Below are 22,560 nucleotides of genomic sequence, written 5' to 3'. Positions count from 1 at the left end.
GATTGGTTCAGCGCATGGTTATGATGCAGGGGACGGGATGACCGCCTGGGAGAGTGACTGCAATGAGCGACGGGTTCGTGGCGTTGTATATCTTCATGCTGGCCGCCATTGCCGGCCACGTGATCATTTCGCGGGTGCCGGTGATCCTGCATACCCCCCTGATGTCCGGGTCCAACTTCATCCATGGCATCGTGCTGATCGGCGCGATGGTGGTGCTGGGGCACGCGCAGACGCCGCTGGAGAAGATCATCGGGTTCATCGCGGTGGTCCTGGGCGCCGGCAACGCAGCCGGCGGCTACGTGGTGACCGAACGCATGCTGGACATGTTCAAGCCCAGCGCCAAGCGCGACGCCGGGGAGAAGGCGCCTTGAACGTGACCACCGCGCAGCTGCTGCAATGGCTTGTCCAGGTGAGCTACCTGGTCGCCGCGACCCTGTTCCTGCTTGGCCTGCAGCGCATGGCCTCGCCGATGACCGCGCGCAGCGGCATCCGCTGGGCCGGGCTGGGCATGCTGATCGCCACGGTAGCCACGTTCTTCCTGCCCGAGCTGCACAACATTCCGCTGATCCTGGCGGCGGTGGCGATCGGCACCGGAGTGGCCTGGTGGTCGGCCAAGCGCGTGGCGATCACCGACATGCCGCAGATGGTGGCCCTCTACAACGGCATGGGCGGCGGTTCGGCGGCAGCGATCGGTGCGGTTGAACTGCTGCGTTTCTCCTTCCTGGCCAACCGCGATACCACCCATTGGAGCGAGCAGGCGCTGGCCGATCTGGCCGCGCGCCAGCCGTCGGCGACGGTGCTGGCGCTGGCTGTGATCGGCTCGGCGATCGGTGCGGTGTCGCTGTCCGGCTCGATCATCGCCTGGGCCAAGCTCGACGGGCGGTTGGACCGCCGCGTCACGTTCCCGGGGCAGCAGGTGTTCAACCTGCTGGTCGCGCTGGCGATGGTGGTGCTGGGCATCTGGGCGGCGGTCACGCTGAGCCCGGTGGCGATCATCAGCTTCTTCGTGGTCGCACTCGCACTGGGCGTGCTGATGACGCTGCCGATCGGCGGCGCCGACATGCCGGTGGTTATCTCGCTGTACAACGCGTTTACCGGCCTGGCGGTGGCGTTCGAAGGCTATGTGCTCGGCAACGAGGCGCTGATCATCGCCGGCATGATGGTCGGCGCGGCCGGCATCCTGCTGACGCGGTTGATGGCCAAGGCGATGAACCGGCCGATCAGCGGCGTGCTGTTCTCCAATTTCGGGGGCGGCGGCGTGGCGCAGGAAATCAGCGGCGCGCAGAAGCCCATCGAGGCCAGCGATGTCGCCGCGATGCTGGCCTTCGCCGAGCGCGTGGTGATCGTGCCCGGCTACGGCATGGCCGTGGCCCAGGCCCAGCACAAGGTGTGGGAACTGGCGCAGCGCCTGATCGATCGCGGCATCAAGGTGAAGTTCGCGATCCACCCGGTGGCCGGGCGCATGCCGGGGCACATGAACGTGCTGCTGGCCGAAGCGGGCGTGCCGTACGACCTGATCGCCGACATGGACGACATCAACCCCGAGTTCCCGAACACCGACGTGGTGCTGGTGATCGGCGCCAACGACGTGGTCAACCCGGTCGCGCGCACGGATCCGGCCAGCCCGATCTACGGCATGCCGATCCTGGACGTGGTCAACGCCCGCAACGTGGTGGTGATCAAGCGCGGCAAGGGCACCGGCTTTGCCGGCATCGAGAATGCGCTGTTCTATGCCGACAACGCCCGGATGCTGTACGGCGATGGCGCCGGTGCGGCCAGCGCGCTGGTCAGCGAACTGAAGGCCCTCGACGGCGGGTAAACGTCATCGCATGCGCGCTGACGCCCCACGTTCTGCTGCGCAAAACGCGGGCCCGGTCTCATCAGCACCCAGACCCCCGCGCCTTCGGCGCCGCCCCCTGACTCAGGGGGCTCTCTTTCAGCTGCCTTCCGACAGCGTGCAGGGTGCCTTACTTGGCCACCCACCAACCCACGACCAGCGCCACACCCAGCCACAGCCATTCCACCGCGCCGTTGGCCAGGCCGCTCAGGGTCCAGGCCAGATAGGGCCCCATGCGCAACGCTGATTCCCACGGGGTGAGCCCCATCGAGCCGCCCAGGTAGGCCGAGGCGATCCCCCAGTTGGCCGCCAGCGCCACCAGCACGGTGGCCAGCACGGTCAGCACCACCCGGGGGGCACCGGCGCGCAGGGTGCCCAGGCGCAGCATGAACGCGATCTCCAGCGCGGCCACAACCGCCATCCAGCTGGCCTGGCGGCCAGTGAGCAGGGCGATGAACAACCAGGCCAGCGTGGCCGTGACAACACCAAGCAGAAACAGCGGGGGCCAGAGCCAGTGGCGGCTCCGGACAGGCACGGACGTGGGCGACATGCAATCTTCCTGTAAGTCCCCACAGGATACCGGCTTGCGGGGTGACCGGCGCGTGGGCGGCCACTGGGCTAAAATGGTCGCCTTGCGGGAATTGGCCGCGACCCCCATATCGATCCACATGTATTCCCGTAGCAGTGAACCTGTCCACTTCGAACGCGACTGCGAGGCCGTCATGGTCCCGCAGGGCGAAACGGTCACGCTGCCCGCTGGCAGCTATGGCTATATCACCCAGGCCCTGGGTGGCAGCTATACCGTCTTTGTCGAAGGCAATCTGTTCCGCATCGCCGGCAAGGATGGCGATGCCATCGGCAAGGAAGCGCCCCCGGCGCTGGAACTGCCCGCCGATGCCTCCGACGAGGAGGTCGAAAAACTGGTGTGGCAACAGCTGCGCACCTGCTTCGATCCGGAGATCCCCTTCAACATCGTCGATCTGGGGCTGGTCTATGAAGTGGACCTCAAGCACCTGGACGACGGCCAGCGCGAGGTCGACATCAAGATGACCCTCACTGCGCCCGGCTGCGGCATGGGCGAGATCCTCGTCGATGACGTGCGCAGCAAGCTGGAAATGATCCCGACGGTGGCCGAGGCCGACGTCGAGCTGGTGTTCGACCCGCCGTGGGGCCGTCACATGATGTCCGAGGCCGCCCGGCTCGAAACCGGCATGCTGTAACCGCCCATCGCCAGCCGGCGTCACGGCGTTCCCCGTAACCAGAACAGGAAATATCCGGTGTCCCAGTCTTCCGTGAGCTTCAACACCACCCGTTCCGCCCAGCCGCGCAGCAGCGAGGAGCGTGAGCGCATCCTGGCCGCCCCCGGTTTTGGTCTGCACTTCACCGATCACATGGTGGAAGTGCGTTGGGACAAGGACACCGGCTGGCACGATGCCGTGGTGCGCCCGTACGGTCCGCTGCAGCTGGACCCGGCCGCCGCGGTGCTCCATTACGGCCAGGAAATCTTCGAAGGCATCAAGGCCTACCGCCACGCCGACGGCTCGATCTGGACCTTCCGCCCGGAGGCCAACGGCCGCCGCCTGCAGCGTTCGGCCCAGCGCCTGGCGCTGCCGGAACTGCCGGTGGAGATCTTCGTCGAATCGCTCAAGCAGCTGATCGCCGTGGACGCGTCGTGGGTGCCCTCGGCCGACGAATCCAGCCTGTACTTCCGTCCCTTCATGATCGGCGATGAAGCCTTCCTCGGCGTGCGCGGCGCGCACAAGGCCGGCTACTACGTCATCGCCAGCCCGGCCGGCCCGTACTTCGCCAAGGGCGTGGCGCCGGTCGCGATCTGGCTGTCCACCGAGTACGCACGCGCAGGCAAGGGCGGCACCGGCGCGGCCAAGTGCGGTGGCAACTACGCCGCCTCGCTGCTGCCGCAGCAGAAGGCGCAGGCACAGGGCTGCTCGCAGGTGCTGTTCCTGGACCCGGTCGAGGGCAAGTACCTGGAAGAACTGGGTGGCATGAACGTGTTCCTGGTCTACAAGGACGGCACCCTGGTGACCCCGGCGCTGTCGGGCAGCATCCTGGAAGGCATCACCCGTGAAAGCATCCTGCAGCTGGCCCGCGACCGCGGCATGAAGGTCGAAGAGCGCAAGGTCACCCTGGAGGAGTGGAAGGATGGCGTGACCTCCGGCGAGATCGTGGAAGCGTTCGCCTGCGGTACCGCTGCGGTGGTCACCCCGATCGGCCAGCTCAAGGGCGAAGGCTTCTCGGTGGGTGACATCAACGCCCCGGCCGGCGAAGTGACGATGTCGCTGCGCAAGGAACTGACCGACATCCAGTACGGCCGCCTGCCGGACCGTCACGGCTGGCTGGTCCGCCTGGACGCCTGAGTCCTCGGGGTCTGAGCGCAAGCATCGAAAACCCGCCTGGCGACAGGCGGGTTTTTTGTTGCCCGTTCGGCACCGCGCCGGTGGTGCTCCCCCAAGACAGGCCGCGCAGCGTTCGACATCGGTAGTGCCGGCCGCTGGCCGGCTCTGCAGCATTCCGCGGAGCCGGCCAGCGGCCGGCACTACGCGATGGTCGGGAGCCGGCCACCGCGCCGGCACTACTGTCCTGCGGTAGCAGTGGCGTAAGTGATTGATGCGCAAGTGTTGTCCCGGATTTGTCGGACGCGACAGCCATTTCAGACAATCCGTGGCGCAATCGGCCCACCCGAAAGGCCGATTGCGCCTTCACTTTCACAAACCCTCGACCCGGAAAGTCTCAGATCCGACATTTCATGTCACTGAAGTGCAGCTGAAACATTGTTGATCGACCAGTCAGCCACTAGCGTCGCGATGGGCGGTTTGATTCAGGGGAACCGATCCACTCACCGGGCCGATCCGCGCCATCGATTGCAGTAGCCCCCGGATCGGACCTGGATTCTCAGCCGCGACGACGGCATTCACTGTCTGAAAGGGAAATCCGATGTCTCATGTCTCGCAACACCGTTTGCGTCAGCGTGCATTGGTTGTATTGGGCGCGTCCGTTCTGTCGACCCTGCTGCTGGCCACCCCGGCCTTCGCTGGCGATGTGCAGTTGAGCGGCCTGTCCTCGGCGCCGACCCATCAGCGCTTCATCGTGAAGTACAAGGACGGCAGCACCGAGGTCGCCACCCCGACTGCACTGGCCAGCTCGCTCAAGGCCGCCGCGGCGGCGGTACCGGCCGCCCAGGGCCGCGCGCTGGGGTTGCAGAAGCTGCGCCAGCTGGCGATCGGCCCGACCGTGGTCAAGGCCGACCGGCCGCTGGACCGTGCCGAAGCCGAGCTGCTGATGCGCCGCCTGGCCGCCGATCCGAGCGTGGAATACGTCGAGGTCGATCAGCTGATGCAGGCCACCCTGGTGCCCAATGACGCCCGGTTCTCCGAACAGTGGGGCTTTGGCACCAGCAATGCCTCGATCAACGTACGCCCGGCCTGGGACAAGGCCACCGGCGCCGGCGTGGTGGTGGCGGTGATCGACACCGGCATCACCAACCACCCCGATCTCAACGCCAACCTCCTGCCCGGCTACGACTTCATCAGCGACGCGGCGATGGCGCGCGACGGCGGTGGCCGCGACAACAACCCCAACGACGAAGGCGACTGGTACGCCGCCAACGAATGCGGCTCGGGCATTCCGGCCGCCAATTCGAGCTGGCACGGGACCCACGTGGCCGGCACTGTCGCGGCGGTGACCAACAACAGCACCGGCGTGGCGGGCACGGCCTTCAATGCCAAGGTCGTGCCGGTGCGCGTGCTCGGCAAGTGCGGCGGCTACACCTCCGACATCGCCGACGCCATTGTCTGGGCCTCTGGCGGCACCGTCAGCGGCGTCCCGGCCAACGCCAACCCGGCCGAAGTGATCAACATGTCCCTCGGCGGCGGTGGCAGCTGCTCCACCACCTACCAGACCGCGATCAACGGCGCCGTCTCGCGCGGCACCACGGTGGTCGTGGCGGCCGGCAACAGCAACACCAACGTCTCTTCCTCGGTACCGGCCAACTGCGCCAACGTCATCGCGGTGGCCGCGACCACCTCGGCCGGCGCCCGCGCCAGCTTCTCCAACTACGGAACCGGCATCGACATCTCCGCGCCGGGGCAGGGCATCCTCTCCACCCTCAACAGCGGCACCACGGTACCGGGCAGTGCGTCCTACGCCTCCTACAACGGCACCTCGATGGCGGCACCGCACGTGGCCGGCGTGGTCGCGCTGATCCAGTCCGTCGCGCCCACCACGCTGAGCCCGGCCGCCATCGAAAGCCTGCTCAAGAGCACCGCACGGCCGTTGCCGGGCGCCTGCTCCGGCGGTTGCGGCGCGGGGATCGTGGACGCCGATGCGGCGGTGACCGCCGCGCTCAACGGCACCGGCCCGGGCCCGGGTACCGGCACCGTGCTGCAGAACAATGTGCCGGTCACGGGCCTGGGCGCTGCCAGCGGTGCCTCGCTGGCCTACACCGTGGCCGTGCCCTCGGGCAGCAGCCAGTTGAAGGTCACCATCGCCGGCGGCAGTGGCGATGCCGATCTGTATGTCCGCAACGGCAGCGCGCCGACCGATACCGTCTACACCTGCCGCCCGTACCTGAGCGGCAACAACGAGACCTGCACGATCCCGTCGCCGGCGGCCGGCACCTGGCATGTGCGGGTGAAGGCCTACTCGACCTTCTCCGGGGTCACCCTGACCGCGCAGTACTGATCGCTTTCCCATCGCACCAACGCAGAACGCCCCGGCATGCCGGGGCGTTCGTTCGATCAACACGCTGCGCCAAGGATTACGCCGCTTCGAACCGGTTCGCGGCGACGTTCTTGCGCACCTGCTCCGGATTCCAGATCCGGCCGTTCATCGCGATGTACACACCGCTCGGCAGCGACTGCACCGCACCGATCGCGCAGCCGATGTTGAACTCCGCATCCGAACCGCGGAACCGTGCCGGGCTCAGCGCGCCGGTCATGACGATGGTCTTGTCGGTGATCGACTTCAGCACCTGGCCCGTCTGCACCATCGAGTCGGTGCCGTGGGTCACCAGCACATGCCGGGTCGGCTGCGCGGCGATCGTCGCCCGGATCAGCTCGCGGTCCTCGTCGGTGATGTGCAGCGAATCCTTGCGCAGGATCGGAATCACGTTGAAACGGAAGGTCACGCCCAGCTCGCGCAGGATCATCCCGATCTGCGGATCACCGATCTGATAGTCCGACTTGTCGTCGAAGTAGATCTTGTCGATCGTGCCACCGGTGGTGATGATCAGTAGTTCTTCCATTGCAAGCATCCTGGGTACCAGACAGAAGGGCACGGAACCGCCGCGCCGACCGGTAGATGATACGGCTGACGCCCGCCCGATGCAGGCTTGCGACGCCACACGGTCAGCCGGTTGTGGTCTTCCGCCCGAAGCGCCGCCGCAGCCCCGGCGTGCTCGCCACCCCGATCACCGCCAGCGCCAGCGCCAGCTCGAGCCACCCCCACAACGCGACCTCCGGGTGGCTCCAGGCGCTCATCACCCCGTGGCTGAACCAGAACAGCGCCAGCACCCCGGCCCAGAACATCGCCTTGCCCCGCCGCACCAGCACACCCAGCGCCAGCAGCAGCGGCGGCAGGGTGAAGACCAGCTGGGTGGCCAGCCAATGCTTGTCCTGCGCGAACCAGACCGCGAACAGCACCGCCAACGCCACCAGCAGCAGGGCCAGCACGATCTCCTGCGCCCGGGTGCTCACGCCAGCCGCCGTGCGATATCGGCCACCCGCCGCCCCAGCGCCCGCGCCAGGATGCTTTCATCCTCGCTGGGCACCGGGTTGTCGTCCGCCCCGGCCACATGGCTGGCGCCATACGGCGTGCCCCCGGTCGTGGTGTGGCTCAGTGCCGGCTCGGTGAAGGGGATGCCCACGATCAGGCAGCCGTGGTGCAGCAGCGGTACCTGCATCGACAGCAGGGTCGACTCCTGCCCACCGTGCAGCGAGGCCGTGGAGGTGAACACCCCGGCTGGTTTGCCGGCCAGGGTGCCGTTGACCCATTCCGCACCCAGCCCGTCCAGGAAGTGCTTCACCGGCGCGGCCATGTTGCCGAACCGGGTCGGGCTGCCCAGCAGCAGCCCCGTGCACTCGGCCAGATCGGCCACGCTCACATACGGCGCACCGTCTTCGGGCACCGGGGGCAGGGCCGTCTGTGTCACCGCGGCCACCGGCGGCACCGTGCGCAGCCGCGCGCTCATGCCCGGCACCTCGCCGATGCCGCGCGCAATCTGGCGGGCAAGCCGTGCCACTGAACCGCCACGGCTGTAATACAGCACCAGGATCTCCGCCATTTCGCTTTCATCTCGTTGCGTCCGATGCAGGCAGTATGGCAACGCAGCCCGCTCAGGGCGAGGTCCGTGGCGGGCCGGCCGCCGTGAGCAGGCGTGCATGCCGCACACCCGTCATCGGGTACCCTTGCGCCGATGGAACCTCTCGATACGATCAACCTGTGGATCGAACGCGTCCGGGACCGCGCGCGCACGATCAGCTTCGGCCGCTTCCTGTGGCGCCGTTTCCTTGATGACCGTCTGTTCCAGGCGGCCGCCTCGCTGGCCTACACCACGGTGTTCGCGCTGGTGCCGCTGGCCATCGTGGTGTTCGGGGTGCTCTCCGCGTTCCCGGTGTTCGACCGCTGGAGCGACACCCTCAGCGACTACGTGTTCTCCAACTTCGTGCCCAACGCCGCGCGCGCCGCCGAAGGCTACCTGCGCCAGTTCTCGGCCAGCGCCGGGCAGCTCACTGCCGCCGGCTTCATCGCGCTGGTGGTGTCGCTGCTGATCACCCTCAACAGCGTGGAGGAAACCTTCAACCAGATCTGGCGGGTGAGTTCGACCCGACCGAAGCTGACCCGCTTCCTGGTCTACTGGACCGTGCTCACCCTCGGCGCCATGCTGGCGGCGGCGTCGCTGGCGGTCTCGGCGCGGGTGTTCGCGTTGCCGCTGTTCGGCACCAGCGAAGGCCGCTGGCTGGCCAACGTGTCACTGACCGTCGCCCCGATCCTGATCGAATTCCTCTGCATCATGCTGGTCTACCGCGTGGTGCCGCACCACACGGTCAAATGGCGGCATGCCATTCCCGGCGCGATCCTGGCCGCGATCATGCTCGAGCTGGTGAAGTGGGGCATGGGCGCCTACCTGGGCAGCTTCCAGTCCTACCAGAAGCTCTACGGCACGGTCGCCTTCGTGCCGATCCTGCTGCTGTGGATCTACCTGTGCTGGGTCTCGGTGCTGCTCGGCGCCTCGCTGGCCTCCTCGATCGCCGCGTTCCGCTACCAGCCGGCCGACCTGCGCCTGCCGGTGGGCTACGAGATCTACGGCCTGCTGCGGCTGATCGGCCGCTTCCACCAGGCGCGCGCCGATGGCCGCAGCCTGGATGACGACGAGATCCTGCGGCTGGAGCCGATGCTGACCGATTCGCTGCTGCATACCCTGCTGTGCGATCTGGAAGCGATCCGCGTGGTCCGCCGCGACGAGCAGGGCGAGTGGCTGCTGGCGCGCGACCTGGACAAACTCACCCTGGCCGACCTGTACGAGACCACGCAGATGCGGATCCCGATCAAGGAAGCCTACCTGCCGTATCGCGACGACAGCCTGGGCACGGCCTCGGTGGCCGCACTGGACACGCTGCGCCTGCCGCTGCGCGAACTGCTCAAACGCCGCGTCAGCGATATCTATTCGACCCCCGGAGACAAACCATGACCGCCAAGCCCCTGCTGCTGGCCCTGGGCCTGCTGACGCTGGCCGCCTGCAACAAGCCCGCTGCACAGAGCGAGGCCGCTGCGCCCGCCGCCCCGGCCCCGATCGATGAACCGGCTGTGCCGCCGACCGATGCGGTGCCAGCCACCGAGCGCAGGACCGTCGAACAGCCCACGCTCAAGGCCAAGGCGCTGGATGGCACCGACTACGATCTGGCCGCGCACCGTGGCAAATGGGTGGTGGTGAACTTCTGGGCGACCTGGTGCGCGCCGTGCCGCAAGGAAATGCCCGAGCTCTCGGCGCTGCACGCGATGCGCAATGAGATCGAAGTGGTCGGGCTGGCCTTCGAGGACATCGAGCCGGCCGAGATGAAGGCCTTCCTGGAGAAGCGGCCGGTCACCTACCCGATCGTGATCGTGGACACCTACAACCCGCCGGAAGACTTCGCGATCCCGCGCGGCCTGCCGATGACCTACCTGATCGCACCGGACGGCAAGGTCGCCAAGGAATTCCTCGGCCCGGTCACCGCGCATGACATCGAGGCGCGGATCAAGGAAGGCTGAGCCTGACGGGCGTGCCGGTGGATGGTCGGCACGCCTTTGCCCCGTTGCGCGCGGTAGACCCAAAAGCATCCACGCATGGCGTGAATCTACGTGGTGACGAACGCCTCGATCGGCTTCAGCACGCCAAAGTGCTCCTTGTGCAGCTTGCCCTTCAACGGTGGCAGCGCCAGTACCGGTTCGTCCACGCGGGTATCGGGCAGGCGGTCGAGCAGGTTGCGGATCAGACCCAGCCGCCCGCGCTTCTGGTCATTGAAGTCCACCAGCGTCCACGGCGCATCGTCGTTGTGGGTGGCGCGCAGCATCGCTTCGCGGCTCTCGGTGTAGGCGCTGTACTTGCTGCGCGATTCCAGGTCCACCGGTGAGAGCTTCCAGCCCTTGAGCGGATCGAGGTGGCGTTCGGCGAAACGCTTTTCCTGCTGCGCCTGGTCCACGCTGAGCCAGTATTTGAACAGCACGATGCCGTCATCGATCAGCAGCTTTTCGAACACCGGCGCCTGCGCCAGGAAGCTGCGGTACTGCGCCTCGGTGCAATAGCCCATCACGTGCTCGACCCCGGCACGGTTGTACCAGCTGCGGTCCATCAGCACGATCTCACCGGCCGCCGGCAGGTGTGAGACGTAGCGTTGGAAATACCATTGCGTGCTCTCGCGGTCGGTCGGCTTGGGCAGCGCGACCACCTTGCACTGGCGCGGATTGAGATGCTCGGCGATGGCCTGGATCGCGCCGCCCTTGCCGGCGGTGTCGCGGCCTTCGAACAGCACCAGCACGCGCTGCCCGGTGTGCTGCACCCAGCGCGCCATTGCCGCCAGTTCCAGTTGCATCGGTTCCAGCAGGGCCTGGTAGTCCTTGCGCTTGAGCTTGCCCATCAGCGTGCCTCGGTCATCCACAGGAGGCCCGAGCCTAGCGCAGCCGATGCTCAGGCGATGTGTGGGCCCTGCCAACCACGCTCGCGTGCGAGCGCCTCGACCACCGCACTGAAATCGCGCGCGAAGCCGGCCATGTCGAACAGCCCGCTGTCCTCACGACGCTGGGCCAGCGTCGCGCGCGCGGCCTGCAGCGCGGCCGGGTCATTGCCCAGGCGCACTGCGGTGGCCACGAACGCGGCATCATCGGCGACGTTGAAATCGTGCATGCCCAGGTGATGATTCAGGCTGCCGGCCACGCGCGAGGCGAACGTCGTGCCGGGGCAGGTCAGTACCGGGCAGCCGGCCCACAGCGCATCCGAAGCGGTGGTGTGGGCGTTGTAGGGATGGGTGTCCAGGAACAGGTCGGCGTGCTGGTAACGCGCCAGGTAGTGCGGGTGGGGCAGGCGCGGCATGAACACCAGCCGCGCCGGATCCAGCTGCGCCTGGCGTGCCGCGCTGCGCAGCCGCGCGTCGGCATTGCCCGGGCCGGAGAGCAGCCACAGCACGCTGCCCGGTATGCCCTGCAGCACCGCCAACAGCCGCTGCATGCTGCGCGGGTTGAGCTTGTAGCTGTTGTTGAAGCAGCACAGCACCATGCCCTGCGCCGGCAGGCCGCAGTCCTCGCGCGACGGTGCCGGTTCCAGCACGCGGGTGTTGTCCGAGGGCTGGAACGCGCGCGGCAGGCGCCGCACGTTCTCACTGAAGGCCGGCACCAGCGCGTCGGGCAGCACGAAGGCATCGGCCAGCACATGATCGATCCACGGCGCGCCGGAGGTGCCCGGGTAGGCGAGCCAGTTGACCTGCACGGGCGCCGGCCGCATCGCCAGCACCTGCGGCGTTCCGCCACCGCCCCAGCCGCGCAGATCGAACAGCACATCGATGCCCGCCTCGCGGATGCGTCGGGCGATGTGCTGGTGCGGCTGCGCGCTGACATCGTGCAACGTGTTTGCCGCCTGCTGCAGGCGCTGGCGGATGGGGCTGCCGTCGTCCCCGGTGAGCGCGAACAGATGCAGCTCCAGCATGCCCTGCGCGCGCAGCTGTTCGAACAGCGCCACGGTCAACAGGCCGGTGGGATGTGCGCCGAAGCCGTTGGAAAGAAAGCCGACCCGCAACCTGCCCGCGTGGCGCACCCCGGAAGGCGGCAACCGCGCGATTCCCTCGGCCAGCGCCGCCGCACGCTGCCGCGCACAGGCAAGCTGCTCGGCGGCGCTGCTGTCTTCGCTGAGGAAGGCGAACGGCTCGACCACGGCCTGGCCCTGGGCGACGGCCTGGCGCACCCGCGCCGACAGCCGATCCAGGTCGCGCCAGTCGCACAGGCGGCGTTGCCAGTTGAGCAGCTGCGCGGTGATGTAGGGCTCGCTGGGCAGCAGACGGTGCGCATGGCGATACGCATCGGCGGCCGCTTCGGGCTGACCGGCGTCTTCCAGTGCGTGGCCAAGCCACAGCGTGATCCCGGGGTGCTGCGGCGCGCGATCGGCGGCCTGGCGCAGCAGGGTGGCCGCCTCATCATGGCGACCCTGCATCCAACGTGCGCGACCGAGCCGGGCCAGTGCCTCGGGATGGTCGCCGCGCAGCTGCAGCGCGCGCGCTGCAGCCTGCTCGCCGGCACGCACGTCGCCGGCCTCCAGCTCGGCGTCGGCCAGCATCACCCAGGCAATGAAATCCGTCGGTTGGCGCTGGACGGCCTGACGCAGCTGCAGACGCTGCGGATCGGCACTCATCGTGGCCGCTCCGCGGCGGGCATGCTCAGCTGCCTTCCGCGAGCCGGGCCAGCTCGTCGGCCTGGTGTTCGTGGGTCAGGCGGCTGACCAGTGCATCCAGATCGCCGGTCAGGATGTTGGGCAGGTCGTACAGGGTCAGCCCTTCCACGCGGTGGTCGGTGATCCGGCCCTGCGGGAAGCTGTAGGTCCGGATGCGCTGGCTGCGGTCGCCACTGCCGACCTGCAGCCGGCGGCTTTCGGCCTGGGCGGCGGCCTGCTTGCTGCGTTCGGTGTCCAGCAGCTGCGCTTTCAGGCGCTTCATCGCCTTGTCGCGGTTGGCGTGCTGGCTGCGCTCGGTCTGGCACTCCACCACCACGCCGGTCGGCAGGTGGGTGATGCGGATCGCCGATTCGGTCTTGTTGACGTGCTGGCCGCCGGCGCCGGAGGAGCGGTAGGTGTCCACGCGCAGGTCGGCCGGGTTGATCACCACGTCCTCCACGTCGTCTGCCTCGGGGATGATCGCCACGGTCGCCGCGGAGGTATGGATGCGCCCCTGCGACTCGGTCGCCGGCACGCGCTGCACGCGGTGCGTGCCCGATTCGAACTTCAGCCGCGAGAATGCCCCCCGGCCGACCACGCGCGCCACGACTTCCTTGTAGCCGCCATGTTCGCCGGGGTTGTCCGATTCGATCTCGACCTTCCAGCCCTGGCGCTCGGCGTAGCGGGCGTACATGCGGAACAGATCGCCGGCGAAGATCGCCGCCTCGTCACCGCCGGTACCGGCGCGCACTTCCAGGAACAGGTTGCCGTCGTCGCGCGGATCGCGCGGGACCAGCAGCAGGGCCAGTTCCTCGTCCAGCTGCTGCAGGCGCTGCTGGGCGGCCGTGATTTCCTCGTCGGCCAGCTCGCGCAGGTCCGGGTCTTCGCGCATCGCTTCGGCGGCGGCGAGATCGGCCTTGGCACGGGCTTCGTCGGCCAGCGCGTTGGCGACCGGCTCCAGCTGCGAAAACTCGCGCGAGAGCGTGCGGAAGCGGTCGTTGTCGCCGACCACGGCCGGGTCGGACAACAGGCGTTCCAGTTCTTCGCGGCGCTCGGCCAGCGCTTCCAGCTTACGGCGCAGGGTCGGCGTCATCATTCCTCGCTACATCGGTACGCACGGCAGGGTGCTGGTAACCCGGCTTGGCCGGGAACAGGCGCTCGGCGGCGCGGGTGAGTTCAGTATCGCCGCTGAGCGCAGCCGCGCGCAGGGCGGCGGTGGGCGGGTGCAGCAGGCGGTTGGTCAGGCCGTGCGCGAGCAGTTCGAGCACTTCCTCGGGTGATTTGCCATGGGCCAGCTGCTGGCGGGCTTTCTCCAGCATCTCCACGCGGGTCGCTTCGCCGTAGGCGCGCAGCTGCCGCAGCGGGGCCTGGTGCACACTGGCCTGCAGGGTTTCCACGAACCGGGCGACCTGCAGCTCGATGATCGCTTCGGCCTCGGCCGCGGCTTCCCGGCGGCTGCGGCGGTTGTCTTCGACCGCCCGCTCCAGATCGTCCACGGTGTACAGGAAGGCATCGGCCAGTTCACCCACGCCGGCCTCGATATCGCGGGGCACGGCCAGATCGAACAGCAGCATCGGCTTGTGCTTGCGCGTCTTCAACGCGGCAGCGACGTGCGCACGGGTGATCACCGGCTCGCGCGCGGCGGTGGCCGAGAACACCACGTCGGCCTCGCCCAGGTGGCGGTCCAGTTCGCTCAATGGCAGGGCGACGCCGCCATGCCGGCTGGCCAGCTCCTGCGCATGGGCGAGGGTACGGTTGGCGATCAGCAGCCGGCGCACGCGCCCTTCGCTGAGATGGCGTGCGGCCAGTTCGATGGTCTCGCCGGCGCCGACCAGCAGCACGGTGGAATCTTCCAGCCGTGCGAACGAGTTCTGCGCCAACCGCACCGCGGTGGAGGCCACCGAGACCGGGTTGGCACCGACGCGGGTATCGGTGCGGGCGCGCTTGGCCACCGAGAAGGTCTGCTGGAACAGCCGGTCCAGGCGCTGGCCGAGCAGGCCGTGGTCGCGGGCAAGCGCCCAGGCGTCCTTCACCTGGCCCAGGATCTGCGGCTCGCCCAGCACCATGGAATCCAGCCCGGTGGCCACCCGGAACAGGTGGCGCACCGCATCGGCGTCGGCGTGCTGATAGAGGTACCCATGCAAGGTGCCGGCGTGCGACTCCAGCCACTGCGCCAGTGCATCACCGGATTCGGCCACCGCATACAGCTCGGTGCGGTTGCAGGTGGAGAGCAGGACCGCCTCGGCCACCTGCGGGGTATCGCGCAGCGACGCCAATGCCTGGGGCAGGGCGTCGCCGCCAAAGGACGCGCGTTCGCGCAGTTCCACCGGCGCGGTCTGGTGATTCAGTCCGAGCACCCACAGGGTCATTGTTCAGTTGCTTGCGCTAAGCTGCTGGCCATTCAAGTCGTCATTTTAAGGCTCAGATGCCCCCGATGCCCGCATTGATTCGCATCTCCAGCGTTCTGCTGCTGTCTTTGTTCACCGCCAACGCCCTGGCCGCCCCCCCGGCAGCCCCGGCCAAAGGCAAGGACAGCACGGCCGAGGCGGTCCCCCTGGCCCCGGTCATGGCGGGCGAATTCGCCCTGCAGGCAGGCAAACTGGGCGACGCCGCGCGCTGGTACCTGGAGGCGGCCGAGGCCAGTGAAGGCGATGCCGGCCTGGCCGAGCGCGCCTCCCGGATCGCCATGCTGGCCAACGATGACAAGCGCGCCGCCCGCGCGCTGGCCCTGTGGGAGCAGCGTGCGCCGCGCTCACTGGCCATGCGCAGCAGCACCGCCGCGCTGGACATGCGCCAGAACAAGGTGAAGGCGGCCCGCACCGAACTGCAGGCCCTGCTCAAGGATCCCGATCCCACCGCCTGGAAGTTCGCGATCGGCGCCCTGATCAGCGGCGGCAGCGATCCCAAGGTGCCGGCCCAGGTGCTGGGCGAGCTGGTCGATGCCAACGCGATCCCCGACCGCCTGGAGGTCTGGCAGGAATTCGGCCGGCTGGCGATGCGCATGGAGCAGCCCGAGCTGGCCCGGCGCATGGTCGACGAGGTGGTCAAGCGCTTCCCCGATGAACCACGCGTGGCCCTGCTGCATGCCAGCCAGCTCAACCAGGCCGGCAAGACCGATGAGGCCCTGGCCCTGCTGAAGGGCGTGGAGCCCAGGACCACCCAAGACCCGGAGCTGCGCAATGCGGTCGCGATCTCCTACGACCTGATGGGCCAGCCCGCCGCCGCTGAGCGCGTGCTGGCGGTCGGCCCGCAGGACGTGCAGACCTACGGCATGCGTGCGTCGCTGCTGGCCAAGCAGAAGGACGACCCGGGCCTGCTGGCCCTGTATACCGACATCTCCCGGCAGGCGACCAAGCCGGACCCGGCCCAGCGCCTGCTGCTGGGCAAGATCGCCGAGTACCTCAAGCGCTACGAGGAAGCGGTCAACTGGTACCACAGCGTGCCCGGTGGCCCGGAGCGCGATGAGTCGCGGCTGCGGGCGGCCAATGCGCAGAACGAGCTGGGCCGCACCGACAAGGCGCTGGCCGAAGTGCACGCGATCCAGTCCGATGCCACCGTCGATGACGATGCCCGCCGCGATGCCTATCTGCTCGAGGCCGAGCTGCGCCAGCGCGGCAACGACGATGCCGGTGAACTGGACGCGCTGGCCCGTGGCCTGGCCGCGTATCCGGACGAGAACGCGCTGCTGTATGCCCGCGCCCTGGCCTGGGAGCGTCGCGACGACATCCCGCGCGCCGAGGCCGACCTGCGCAAGGTGCTGGTCACCGATCCGGAGAACATCGCCGCGCTCAACGCGCTCGGCTATACCTTGGCCGACCGCACGCAGCGTTATCAGGAAGCCTTGGAACTGATCGACCGCGCGCGCGTGGCCGAGCCGGACAACGCCGCCATCGTCGACAGTTACGGCTGGGTGCTGTATCGCCTGGGTCGCAACGAAGAAGCACTGGTGCAGCTGCGCCGCGCCTGGACGCTGGCCAAGGATGCGGAGATCGCCGCGCATGTGGGCGAAGTGCTGTGGGTGTTGAACAAGAAGGACGAGGCGCGCCATTTCTTTGAAGAGGCGCGCAAACTCGACCCGGACAACCGCGCCCTGCAGCGCGTGATCGAGAAATACGGCGTATGAATCTGCTGTCCCTGAAAGCCGCGTTTGCCGCGGTCGCGGCGTTGTCGCTCTCCGCCTGTGTATCGCTGGACGAGCGCAAGGCGCCCTCCGCCCCGACCGTGGTCACCACTGTTTCGCCCGCTGCGCAGCAGGCCGAGGCCGAGCGCGTCGCCGCCGTGCGCGCCTCGCCGGCCTGGTCGTTCCAGGGCCGGGTGGCGATCAGCAAGGGCAAGAACGGTGGCAACGGCCGCATCGACTGGCAGCAGCAGGCCCAGGGGTACGTGGTCGAACTCAGTGCCCCGGTCACCCGGCAGAGCTGGAAGCTGACCGGCGACAGCCAGCACCAGGGCGGGCGCCTGGAAGGCCTGGAGGGCGGCACGCGTGAAGGCGAAGACGCCCAGCAGGTTCTGCTGGAGGCCACCGGCTGGGATATCCCGGTCAACCAGCTGCCCGAGTGGGTGCGCGGCCTGGTGGCCGACGGCGCGCCGGCGGGGCTGATCGAGCGCGACGGCGAAGGTCGTCCGCGCCGTGTGCGGCAGCTCGGGTGGGAGATCCAGTATCTGGACTGGTACCCGGCCGACGCCGGTCGTCCGGTGCTGCCGCGGCGCATCGAAGCGGTCAATGGCGACGCCAAGGTCCGTCTGGTGGTCGACAGCTGGGTGCTGGCCAGCCCATGAGTACGTTGGATGCGCGCGAGGGTTGGTCGAACTGGCCAGCCCCGGCCAAGCTGAACCTGTTCCTGCACATCACCGGCCGCCGCCCGGACGGTTACCACGCGCTGCAGACCGTGTTCCGCCTGCTCGACTGGGGTGACCGGATCCGGCTGCGGGTCCGCGAAGACGGCCGGATCCGCCGCGAAGGCACCTCGGTGGCGGGGGTGGCCGAAGCCGATGATCTCGCCGTGCGGGCGGCGCTGTTGTTGCAACGTGTCGCGAACGTCGCCCAAGGTGCTGATATCGGCATCGAAAAGCATGTGCCTGCCGGCGGTGGTTTCGGGGGAGGGTCGTCCGATGCCGCCACCGTCCTGGTCGCCTTGAACCGTCTCTGGAACGCCGGCCTGGACGTGGATGCGCTGGCCGCGCTGGGTCTCCAGCTGGGCGCGGACGTGCCGGTCTTCGTGCGCGGGCACAACGCCTGGGCCGAAGGCGTGGGCGAACTGCTCACCCCCATCGCGCTGCCGCCGGCCTGGTTCGTGCTGGTCCACCCGGGCGTTCACGTGCCGACTCCCGCACTTTTCGCATCACCGGATTTGACGCGGGATGCCCCAGTGGCGAAAATAGCGGACTTCGCTTCCGGGTCTTTGCTCGGGAATGCGTTCGAGCCGGTCCTGCGCCGCCGCGAACCTGCCGTAGAGGCAGCGCTTGCAGCGTTGAGCAGTATCGGCCGGGCACGACTCACCGGGTCGGGAAGCGGTTGTTTCGTCGAATTCGCCACGCGCGCTGCTGCAGAGCAGGGCCTGGCGCAATTGCCGAAGGAACTGCAGGCATGGGTGGCTGCGGGCATGGAGCGCTCGCCACTGCTTGATGTACTCGAGCGTTACTGATTTTGATGCAGGGGCGTCGCCAAGAGGCCCAAGGCACCAGGTTTTGATCCTGGCATTCGGAGGTTCGAATCCTCCCGCCCCTGCCACTAGCGGATATCTGCCGCGACTCCATGCGCATGTCTGCGCGGGCGCGGTGCATACGCCGCGGTGTTGTCACCGCAGACACCTCCGGGTGCCAGCGGCCCAGTTCTCCGCCAATCGCTCCCGCCCGAGACCGTCATGATGCAAGAACACCCCAACCTGCTGGTATTTTCCGGCAACGCCAACAAGCGCCTTGCGCAGAGCATCTGCAAGGAACTGGGGGTGCGGCCTGGCAAGGCGTTGGTGTCGCGCTTCTCCGATGGTGAAGTGCAGGTCGAGATCGAGGAAAACGTCCGCAAGCAGGACGTGTTCGTGATCCAGCCGACCTGCGCGCCCAGCGCAGAGAACCTGATGGAACTGCTGGTCCTGATCGATGCGCTCAAGCGCGCCTCGGTCAACAGTGTCACCGCCGTGGTGCCGTATTTCGGCTACTCGCGCCAGGATCGCCGCATGCGTTCCTCGCGCGTGCCGATCACCGCCAAGGTGGCGGCAAAGATGTTCAGCGCTGTCGGGGCTGACCGGGTACTGACGGTGGATCTGCATGCCGACCAGATCCAGGGCTTCTTCGACATGCCGGTGGACAATGTGTACGCCTCGCCGCTGCTGCTCGCCGATATCTGGCGCGCCTACGGCACGGAGAACCTGATCGTGGTGTCCCCGGACGTGGGTGGTGTGGTGCGTGCGCGCGCCGTCGCCAAGCGCCTGGATGATGCCGATCTGGCCATCATCGACAAGCGCCGGCCGCGCGCCAACGTCTCCACCGTGATGAACATCATCGGTGACGTCGAAGGCAAGACCTGCGTGATGGTCGATGACATCGTCGATACCGCCGGCACCCTGTGTGCGGCTGCCGCGGCGCTGAAGGCGCGTGGCGCCCTCAAGGTTGCCGCGTACTGCACCCACGCCGTGCTCTCGGGCCCGGCAGTGGACAACATCAACAACTCCCAGCTCGATGAGCTGGTGGTGACCGACACCATCCCGCTGCGTGAAGAGGCGCGGGTGTGCAGCAAGATCCGCCAGCTCAGCGTGGCGGAAATGCTGGCCGAGACGATGCGCCGCATCGCCTTCGGTGAGTCGGTCAGCTCGCTGTACGTGGATTGATTTTTTCCGCCCGCCGGCAACGGTGGGTGGTTTCCCGGGGGCATCTGGTCGCGGATGTCTCCTCACCGCTTCGCCGCAGGGCGAGGCATCAACTGGTAGTAAAACAATGTCCAAGACTCATGAAATCAAGGTCACCGCTCGTGACGTGCAGGGCAAGGGTGCGAGCCGCCGCCTGCGTCACGCCGGCGTGATCCCGGCCGTCGTGTACGGCGGCGACGTCGCTCCGATCAACATCAACCTGGACCACAACCAGATCTGGCTGGCGCAGCAGAACGAGTGGTTCTACTCGTCCATCCTGGACCTGAACCTGGACGGCCAGGTCACCAAGGTGCTGCTGCGTGACATGCAGCGCCACCCGTTCAAGCAGCTGATCATCCACCTGGATTTCCTGCGCGTGAACGAGAACGAAGCACTGACCGCCAGCGTGCCGCTGCACTTCATCAATGAAGACACCTCGGCTGCCGGCAAGGCTGCCGACGTCGTGGTCACCCACGAACTGAAGGAAGTGACCATCACCTGCCTGCCGAAGGACCTGCCGGAATCGATCGACGTCGACCTGGCCGACCTGAAGGCCGGTGACGTGATCTACCTGTCGGACATCAAGCTGCCGAAGGGCGTCGAGATCCCGGCCCTGGCCCAGGGCAAGGACCATGACGACGCGATCGTCACCGCCAAGCTCGGCAAGGAAGAAGCTGCCGACGAAGCGCCGGCTGCAGAGTAAGTGATTGCGGCGCCTGTCCTTCGGGGCAGGCGCCGTTTCTGTATGTACCGGCACAGGGCGGGTACCGACGAAGAAGAGTGATGACAGGATTGCGATTGATCGTTGGCCTGGGCAACCCCGGACCCGAGCACGCCCAGACCCGGCACAATGCCGGGTTTCGTTTCATTGACGCCCTGGTGGAACAGGCCGGCGCGCGCTGGAGCGTGGACAGCAAGTTGTTCGGCGAGACCGCCAAGGTCGACATCGCCGGCCAGCCGGTGTGGCTGCTCAAGCCCGCCACCTTCATGAACCTCAGTGGCAAATCGGTCACCGCCGCGCAGCGCTTCTGGAAGATCGAACCGGAACAAACCCTGCTGGCGCACGACGAGCTGGACCTGCCGCCCGGCGTGGCGCGGCTCAAGTTCGATGGCGGCCACGGCGGCCAGAATGGCCTGCGCGACACCATCCGCCTGCTCGGCCATGGCAGATTCCATCGCCTGCGCATCGGCATCGGCCATCCCGGCCACAAGGACCGCGTGGTCCCGTGGGTACTGGGCCGTGCCGGCAAAGACGATGATGTGCTGATCGGTCGTGCCATCGAAGATGCGATCGACGTGCTGCCGCTGGCGGTATCCGGCGATTACAGTGAGGCGATGAAGCGCCTCCACACCCCGAAATAACCACGGTGTACCGACCATCGGTCGGTACCTACCACCCCCAGAGGTTGTCAAAGATGGGTATCAAATGCGGCATCGTCGGTCTGCCCAATGTCGGCAAATCGACCCTGTTCAATGCGCTGACCAAGGCGGGCATCGCGGCGGCCAACTTCCCGTTCTGCACGATCGAACCGAACGTCGGCATCGTGCCGGTGCCCGATCCCCGTCTGAACGAGCTGGCCGCGATCATCAACCCGCAGAAGGTCATCCCGACCGCAGTGGAGTTCGTGGACATCGCCGGCCTCGTCGCCGGCGCGGCCAGCGGTGAAGGCCTGGGCAACAAGTTCCTGGCCCACATCCGCGAAGTCGATGCGATCACCCATGTGGTGCGCTGCTTCGAGAACGCCGACGTCATCCACGTCAACAACAAGGTCGACCCGCTTTCGGACATCGACACCATCGATACCGAACTGGCCCTGGCCGATCTGGACAGCGTCGAGAAGGCACTGAACCGCGCCGAGCGCGCCGCCAAGGGCGGCGACAAGGATGCGGCCGCCCGCAAGCCGGTGCTGGCCAAGCTGCAGGCCGCACTGGCCGATGGCAAGGCAGGCCGCACCGCCGGCCTGGACGAGGAAGAGAAGGCGCTGGTCCGTGACCTGTTCCTGCTGACCCTCAAGCCGGTGATGTACATCGCCAACGTGCTGGAAGACGGCTTCGAGAACAACCCGCACCTGGATGCCGTGCGCGCCCGTGCCGCCGAAGAAGGTGCGCAGGTGGTGCCGGTGTCGGCGGCGATCGAAGAAGAGCTGTCGCAACTGGATGACGAAGACCGCGATACCTTCCTGGCCGATCTCGGCCTGACCGAGCCGGGTCTGAACCGCGTGATCAACGCGGCCTACAGCCTGCTCGGCCTGCAGACCTACTTCACTGCCGGTGTGAAGGAAGTCCGCGCATGGACCGTACGCAAGGGCGCCACCGCCCCGCAGGCCGCTGCCGTGATCCACACCGACTTCGAGAAGGGCTTCATCCGCGCCGAAACCATCGCGTATGACGACTTCATCAAGTACAAGGGCGAAGCCGGTGCCAAGGAAGCCGGTCGCCTGCGCCTGGAAGGCAAGGAATACCGCGTCCAGGAAGGCGACATCCTGCACTTCCGCTTCAACGTCTGAGTCGCTCGCACGTTGATGCCCGCAACGCCCCGCCCCGCGCGGGGCGTTTGCGTTTCCGGCGCGCGTGATCCGCGCCTCTGGACAGGTTGGACAAAAAATGACCAGGCCTTGAAACGCTTGCCTGGTATGCCTCCGGCTCACTTGTCCACAACAAACTCCCACGCCTCTCCACGTACCGTGTGGAAAACCCCTGGGCGCTAGTGCCAGCCGCTGGCCGGCACCCCGTCAGACCCGCCCGCAAGCGATGTGGACAATTTCTGACCACCACTGAAAACCGTTGCAGTGCATCGCTCACCCGGGGTTGTCCACAGCAAACCCCCATCGCTTTCCACGGTGTGTGTGGAAAACCGCGATCCGCGGCTGGACAAAATATCGCCACGCCATGAAGGCGTTGCGCTGCATGGCTCGCATGCACTTGTCCACACCAAACCCCCATGGGTTTCCACGGGGTGTGTGGAGAAC

Annotated in this window: 22 protein-coding genes and 1 tRNA gene; 15 read left to right on the top strand and 8 right to left on the bottom strand. The window is 67.5% G+C overall.

Translation table 11 applies throughout. The features are described from left to right. Positions 1 to 62: 62 nt before the first annotated feature. A complete protein-coding gene (locus tag ORK51_RS03360; protein WP_019182396.1) occupies positions 63 to 371 on the top strand; it encodes an NAD(P) transhydrogenase subunit alpha part 2 in 309 nt (102 codons plus the stop codon). Next, positions 368 to 1,819 carry an NAD(P)(+) transhydrogenase (Re/Si-specific) subunit beta gene (locus tag ORK51_RS03355; protein WP_070426674.1) on the top strand — a complete coding sequence of 484 codons (1,452 nt, stop codon included), beginning with the start codon at positions 368 to 370 and terminating at the stop codon, positions 1,817 to 1,819. Before ORK51_RS03360 ends, ORK51_RS03355 begins: the two co-directional genes overlap by 4 nt. A 148-nt stretch (positions 1,820 to 1,967) precedes the next feature. On the opposite strand, the gene ORK51_RS03350 is transcribed toward ORK51_RS03355, so the two are convergent. Beyond that, entirely contained in the window at positions 1,968 to 2,387 is a 420-nt protein-coding gene (locus ORK51_RS03350; protein ID WP_070426675.1) for a hypothetical protein, read from the bottom strand. Positions 2,388 to 2,505: 118 nt separating this feature from the next. Between ORK51_RS03350 and sufT the strand changes: the two genes are divergently transcribed. From sufT to ORK51_RS03335, 3 genes are all read left to right on the top strand, one after another. Continuing rightward, a complete protein-coding gene (sufT, locus tag ORK51_RS03345) occupies positions 2,506 to 3,057 on the top strand; it encodes a putative Fe-S cluster assembly protein SufT (protein ID WP_019182393.1) in 552 nt (183 codons plus the stop codon). Between the two features lie 57 nt (positions 3,058 to 3,114). Next, entirely contained in the window at positions 3,115 to 4,212 is a 1,098-nt protein-coding gene (locus tag ORK51_RS03340; RefSeq protein ID WP_019182392.1) for a branched-chain amino acid aminotransferase, read from the top strand. 577 nt (positions 4,213 to 4,789) lie between these two features. Continuing rightward, positions 4,790 to 6,535 carry a S8 family peptidase gene (locus ORK51_RS03335; protein WP_266084016.1) on the top strand — a complete coding sequence of 582 codons (1,746 nt, stop codon included), beginning with the start codon at positions 4,790 to 4,792 and terminating at the stop codon, positions 6,533 to 6,535. Between the two features lie 76 nt (positions 6,536 to 6,611). Here the strand turns inward: ORK51_RS03335 and ORK51_RS03330 are convergent, their stop codons facing one another. The 3 genes from ORK51_RS03330 to wrbA all read right to left on the bottom strand — a co-directional run bounded on the left by ORK51_RS03330 (position 6,612) and on the right by wrbA (position 8,135). Beyond that, a complete protein-coding gene (locus tag ORK51_RS03330) occupies positions 6,612 to 7,097 on the bottom strand; it encodes an asparaginase domain-containing protein (RefSeq protein ID WP_026070231.1) in 486 nt (161 codons plus the stop codon). A gap of 103 nt (positions 7,098 to 7,200) precedes the next feature. Beyond that, positions 7,201 to 7,548, bottom strand: a complete 348-nt coding sequence (locus ORK51_RS03325; RefSeq protein ID WP_070426677.1) for a DUF2069 domain-containing protein — start codon at positions 7,546 to 7,548, stop codon at positions 7,201 to 7,203. Then, positions 7,545 to 8,135 (bottom strand): NAD(P)H:quinone oxidoreductase, encoded by a 591-nt coding sequence (gene wrbA / locus ORK51_RS03320; protein WP_019186096.1) that lies wholly within the window; start codon positions 8,133 to 8,135, stop codon positions 7,545 to 7,547. The genes ORK51_RS03325 and wrbA overlap by 4 nt, the downstream gene beginning before the upstream one ends. Before the next feature lie 132 nt (positions 8,136 to 8,267). Between wrbA and ORK51_RS03315 the strand changes: the two genes are divergently transcribed. Beyond that, on the top strand, positions 8,268 to 9,542 hold the full coding sequence (locus tag ORK51_RS03315) for a YihY family inner membrane protein (protein WP_019186097.1): 1,275 nt from the start codon (positions 8,268 to 8,270) through the stop codon (positions 9,540 to 9,542). Continuing rightward, the gene (locus ORK51_RS03310) at positions 9,539 to 10,102 is read left to right on the top strand and encodes a TlpA family protein disulfide reductase (RefSeq protein ID WP_266084013.1); all 564 of its coding nucleotides are present in this window, start codon (positions 9,539 to 9,541) and stop codon (positions 10,100 to 10,102) included. Before ORK51_RS03315 ends, ORK51_RS03310 begins: the two co-directional genes overlap by 4 nt. A gap of 86 nt (positions 10,103 to 10,188) precedes the next feature. Here ORK51_RS03310 and ppk2 read toward each other — a convergent pair whose 3' ends face one another. The 4 genes from ppk2 to hemA are packed head-to-tail and all read right to left on the bottom strand — an operon-like array spanning position 10,189 to position 15,115. Next, a complete protein-coding gene (gene ppk2, locus ORK51_RS03305) occupies positions 10,189 to 10,968 on the bottom strand; it encodes a polyphosphate kinase 2 (protein WP_019186099.1) in 780 nt (259 codons plus the stop codon). 50 nt (positions 10,969 to 11,018) lie between these two features. Next, entirely contained in the window at positions 11,019 to 12,728 is a 1,710-nt protein-coding gene (locus tag ORK51_RS03300; RefSeq protein WP_266084010.1) for an O-linked N-acetylglucosamine transferase, SPINDLY family protein, read from the bottom strand. 25 nt (positions 12,729 to 12,753) lie between these two features. After that, positions 12,754 to 13,839 (bottom strand): peptide chain release factor 1, encoded by a 1,086-nt coding sequence (gene prfA, locus ORK51_RS03295; RefSeq protein WP_019186101.1) that lies wholly within the window; start codon positions 13,837 to 13,839, stop codon positions 12,754 to 12,756. After that, positions 13,817 to 15,115: a glutamyl-tRNA reductase gene (gene hemA / locus ORK51_RS03290; protein ID WP_019186102.1), complete on the bottom strand. Its 1,299-nt coding sequence runs from the start codon at positions 15,113 to 15,115 to the stop codon at positions 13,817 to 13,819. The genes prfA and hemA overlap by 23 nt, the downstream gene beginning before the upstream one ends. Before the next feature lie 65 nt (positions 15,116 to 15,180). On the opposite strand from hemA, the gene ORK51_RS03285 reads away from it, so the two are divergent. The 8 genes from ORK51_RS03285 (at position 15,181) to ychF (ending at position 22,098) form a co-directional block, all read left to right on the top strand. Continuing rightward, entirely contained in the window at positions 15,181 to 16,869 is a 1,689-nt protein-coding gene (locus ORK51_RS03285) for a tetratricopeptide repeat protein (RefSeq protein ID WP_175440334.1), read from the top strand. Further along, a complete protein-coding gene (lolB, locus tag ORK51_RS03280) occupies positions 16,866 to 17,525 on the top strand; it encodes a lipoprotein insertase outer membrane protein LolB (RefSeq protein WP_266084007.1) in 660 nt (219 codons plus the stop codon). The genes ORK51_RS03285 and lolB overlap by 4 nt, the downstream gene beginning before the upstream one ends. Next, entirely contained in the window at positions 17,522 to 18,391 is an 870-nt protein-coding gene (gene ispE, locus ORK51_RS03275; protein ID WP_261997709.1) for a 4-(cytidine 5'-diphospho)-2-C-methyl-D-erythritol kinase, read from the top strand. Before lolB ends, ispE begins: the two co-directional genes overlap by 4 nt. 9 nt (positions 18,392 to 18,400) lie before the next feature. Beyond that, a tRNA-Gln gene (locus tag ORK51_RS03270) sits at positions 18,401 to 18,477 on the top strand. A gap of 136 nt (positions 18,478 to 18,613) precedes the next feature. Next, entirely contained in the window at positions 18,614 to 19,573 is a 960-nt protein-coding gene (locus tag ORK51_RS03265; protein WP_026070235.1) for a ribose-phosphate diphosphokinase, read from the top strand. A 106-nt stretch (positions 19,574 to 19,679) separates the two neighbouring features. Then, positions 19,680 to 20,294, top strand: a complete 615-nt coding sequence (locus ORK51_RS03260) for a 50S ribosomal protein L25/general stress protein Ctc (protein WP_070426684.1) — start codon at positions 19,680 to 19,682, stop codon at positions 20,292 to 20,294. 80 nt (positions 20,295 to 20,374) lie between these two features. Next, entirely contained in the window at positions 20,375 to 20,953 is a 579-nt protein-coding gene (pth, locus tag ORK51_RS03255) for an aminoacyl-tRNA hydrolase (RefSeq protein ID WP_019186108.1), read from the top strand. Positions 20,954 to 21,006: 53 nt separating this feature from the next. Next, positions 21,007 to 22,098 carry a redox-regulated ATPase YchF gene (gene ychF, locus ORK51_RS03250; RefSeq protein WP_019186109.1) on the top strand — a complete coding sequence of 364 codons (1,092 nt, stop codon included), beginning with the start codon at positions 21,007 to 21,009 and terminating at the stop codon, positions 22,096 to 22,098. Positions 22,099 to 22,560: the final 462 nt, after the last annotated feature.

The sequence above is a fragment of the Stenotrophomonas sp. RIT-551 genome (assembly GCF_026241915.1).
GTDB classification, from domain to species: Bacteria; Pseudomonadota; Gammaproteobacteria; order Xanthomonadales; family Xanthomonadaceae; genus Stenotrophomonas; species Stenotrophomonas bentonitica_A.
Note: the sequence above shows the minus strand (reverse complement) of the source record. Positions and strands in the feature narration are given on the sequence as shown.

Coding starts and splice junctions, on each gene's coding strand:
- ORK51_RS03260 (WP_070426684.1), top strand. CDS start 19,680: ATGTCCAAGACTCATGAAATCAAGGTCACCGCTCGTGACGTGCAGGGC.
- ORK51_RS03360 (WP_019182396.1), top strand. CDS start 63: ATGAGCGACGGGTTCGTGGCGTTGTATATCTTCATGCTGGCCGCCATT.
- ORK51_RS03315 (WP_019186097.1), top strand. CDS start 8,268: ATGGAACCTCTCGATACGATCAACCTGTGGATCGAACGCGTCCGGGAC.
- ORK51_RS03335 (WP_266084016.1), top strand. CDS start 4,790: ATGTCTCATGTCTCGCAACACCGTTTGCGTCAGCGTGCATTGGTTGTA.
- ORK51_RS03310 (WP_266084013.1), top strand. CDS start 9,539: ATGACCGCCAAGCCCCTGCTGCTGGCCCTGGGCCTGCTGACGCTGGCC.
- ispE (WP_261997709.1), top strand. CDS start 17,522: ATGAGTACGTTGGATGCGCGCGAGGGTTGGTCGAACTGGCCAGCCCCG.
- ORK51_RS03285 (WP_175440334.1), top strand. CDS start 15,181: ATGCCCGCATTGATTCGCATCTCCAGCGTTCTGCTGCTGTCTTTGTTC.
- ORK51_RS03300 (WP_266084010.1), bottom strand. CDS start 12,728: ATGAGTGCCGATCCGCAGCGTCTGCAGCTGCGTCAGGCCGTCCAGCGC.
- wrbA (WP_019186096.1), bottom strand. CDS start 8,135: ATGGCGGAGATCCTGGTGCTGTATTACAGCCGTGGCGGTTCAGTGGCA.
- pth (WP_019186108.1), top strand. CDS start 20,375: ATGACAGGATTGCGATTGATCGTTGGCCTGGGCAACCCCGGACCCGAG.
- ychF (WP_019186109.1), top strand. CDS start 21,007: ATGGGTATCAAATGCGGCATCGTCGGTCTGCCCAATGTCGGCAAATCG.
- ppk2 (WP_019186099.1), bottom strand. CDS start 10,968: ATGGGCAAGCTCAAGCGCAAGGACTACCAGGCCCTGCTGGAACCGATG.
- prfA (WP_019186101.1), bottom strand. CDS start 13,839: ATGACGCCGACCCTGCGCCGTAAGCTGGAAGCGCTGGCCGAGCGCCGC.
- ORK51_RS03265 (WP_026070235.1), top strand. CDS start 18,614: ATGCAAGAACACCCCAACCTGCTGGTATTTTCCGGCAACGCCAACAAG.
- hemA (WP_019186102.1), bottom strand. CDS start 15,115: ATGACCCTGTGGGTGCTCGGACTGAATCACCAGACCGCGCCGGTGGAA.
- ORK51_RS03330 (WP_026070231.1), bottom strand. CDS start 7,097: ATGGAAGAACTACTGATCATCACCACCGGTGGCACGATCGACAAGATC.
- ORK51_RS03350 (WP_070426675.1), bottom strand. CDS start 2,387: ATGTCGCCCACGTCCGTGCCTGTCCGGAGCCGCCACTGGCTCTGGCCC.
- sufT (WP_019182393.1), top strand. CDS start 2,506: ATGTATTCCCGTAGCAGTGAACCTGTCCACTTCGAACGCGACTGCGAG.
- lolB (WP_266084007.1), top strand. CDS start 16,866: ATGAATCTGCTGTCCCTGAAAGCCGCGTTTGCCGCGGTCGCGGCGTTG.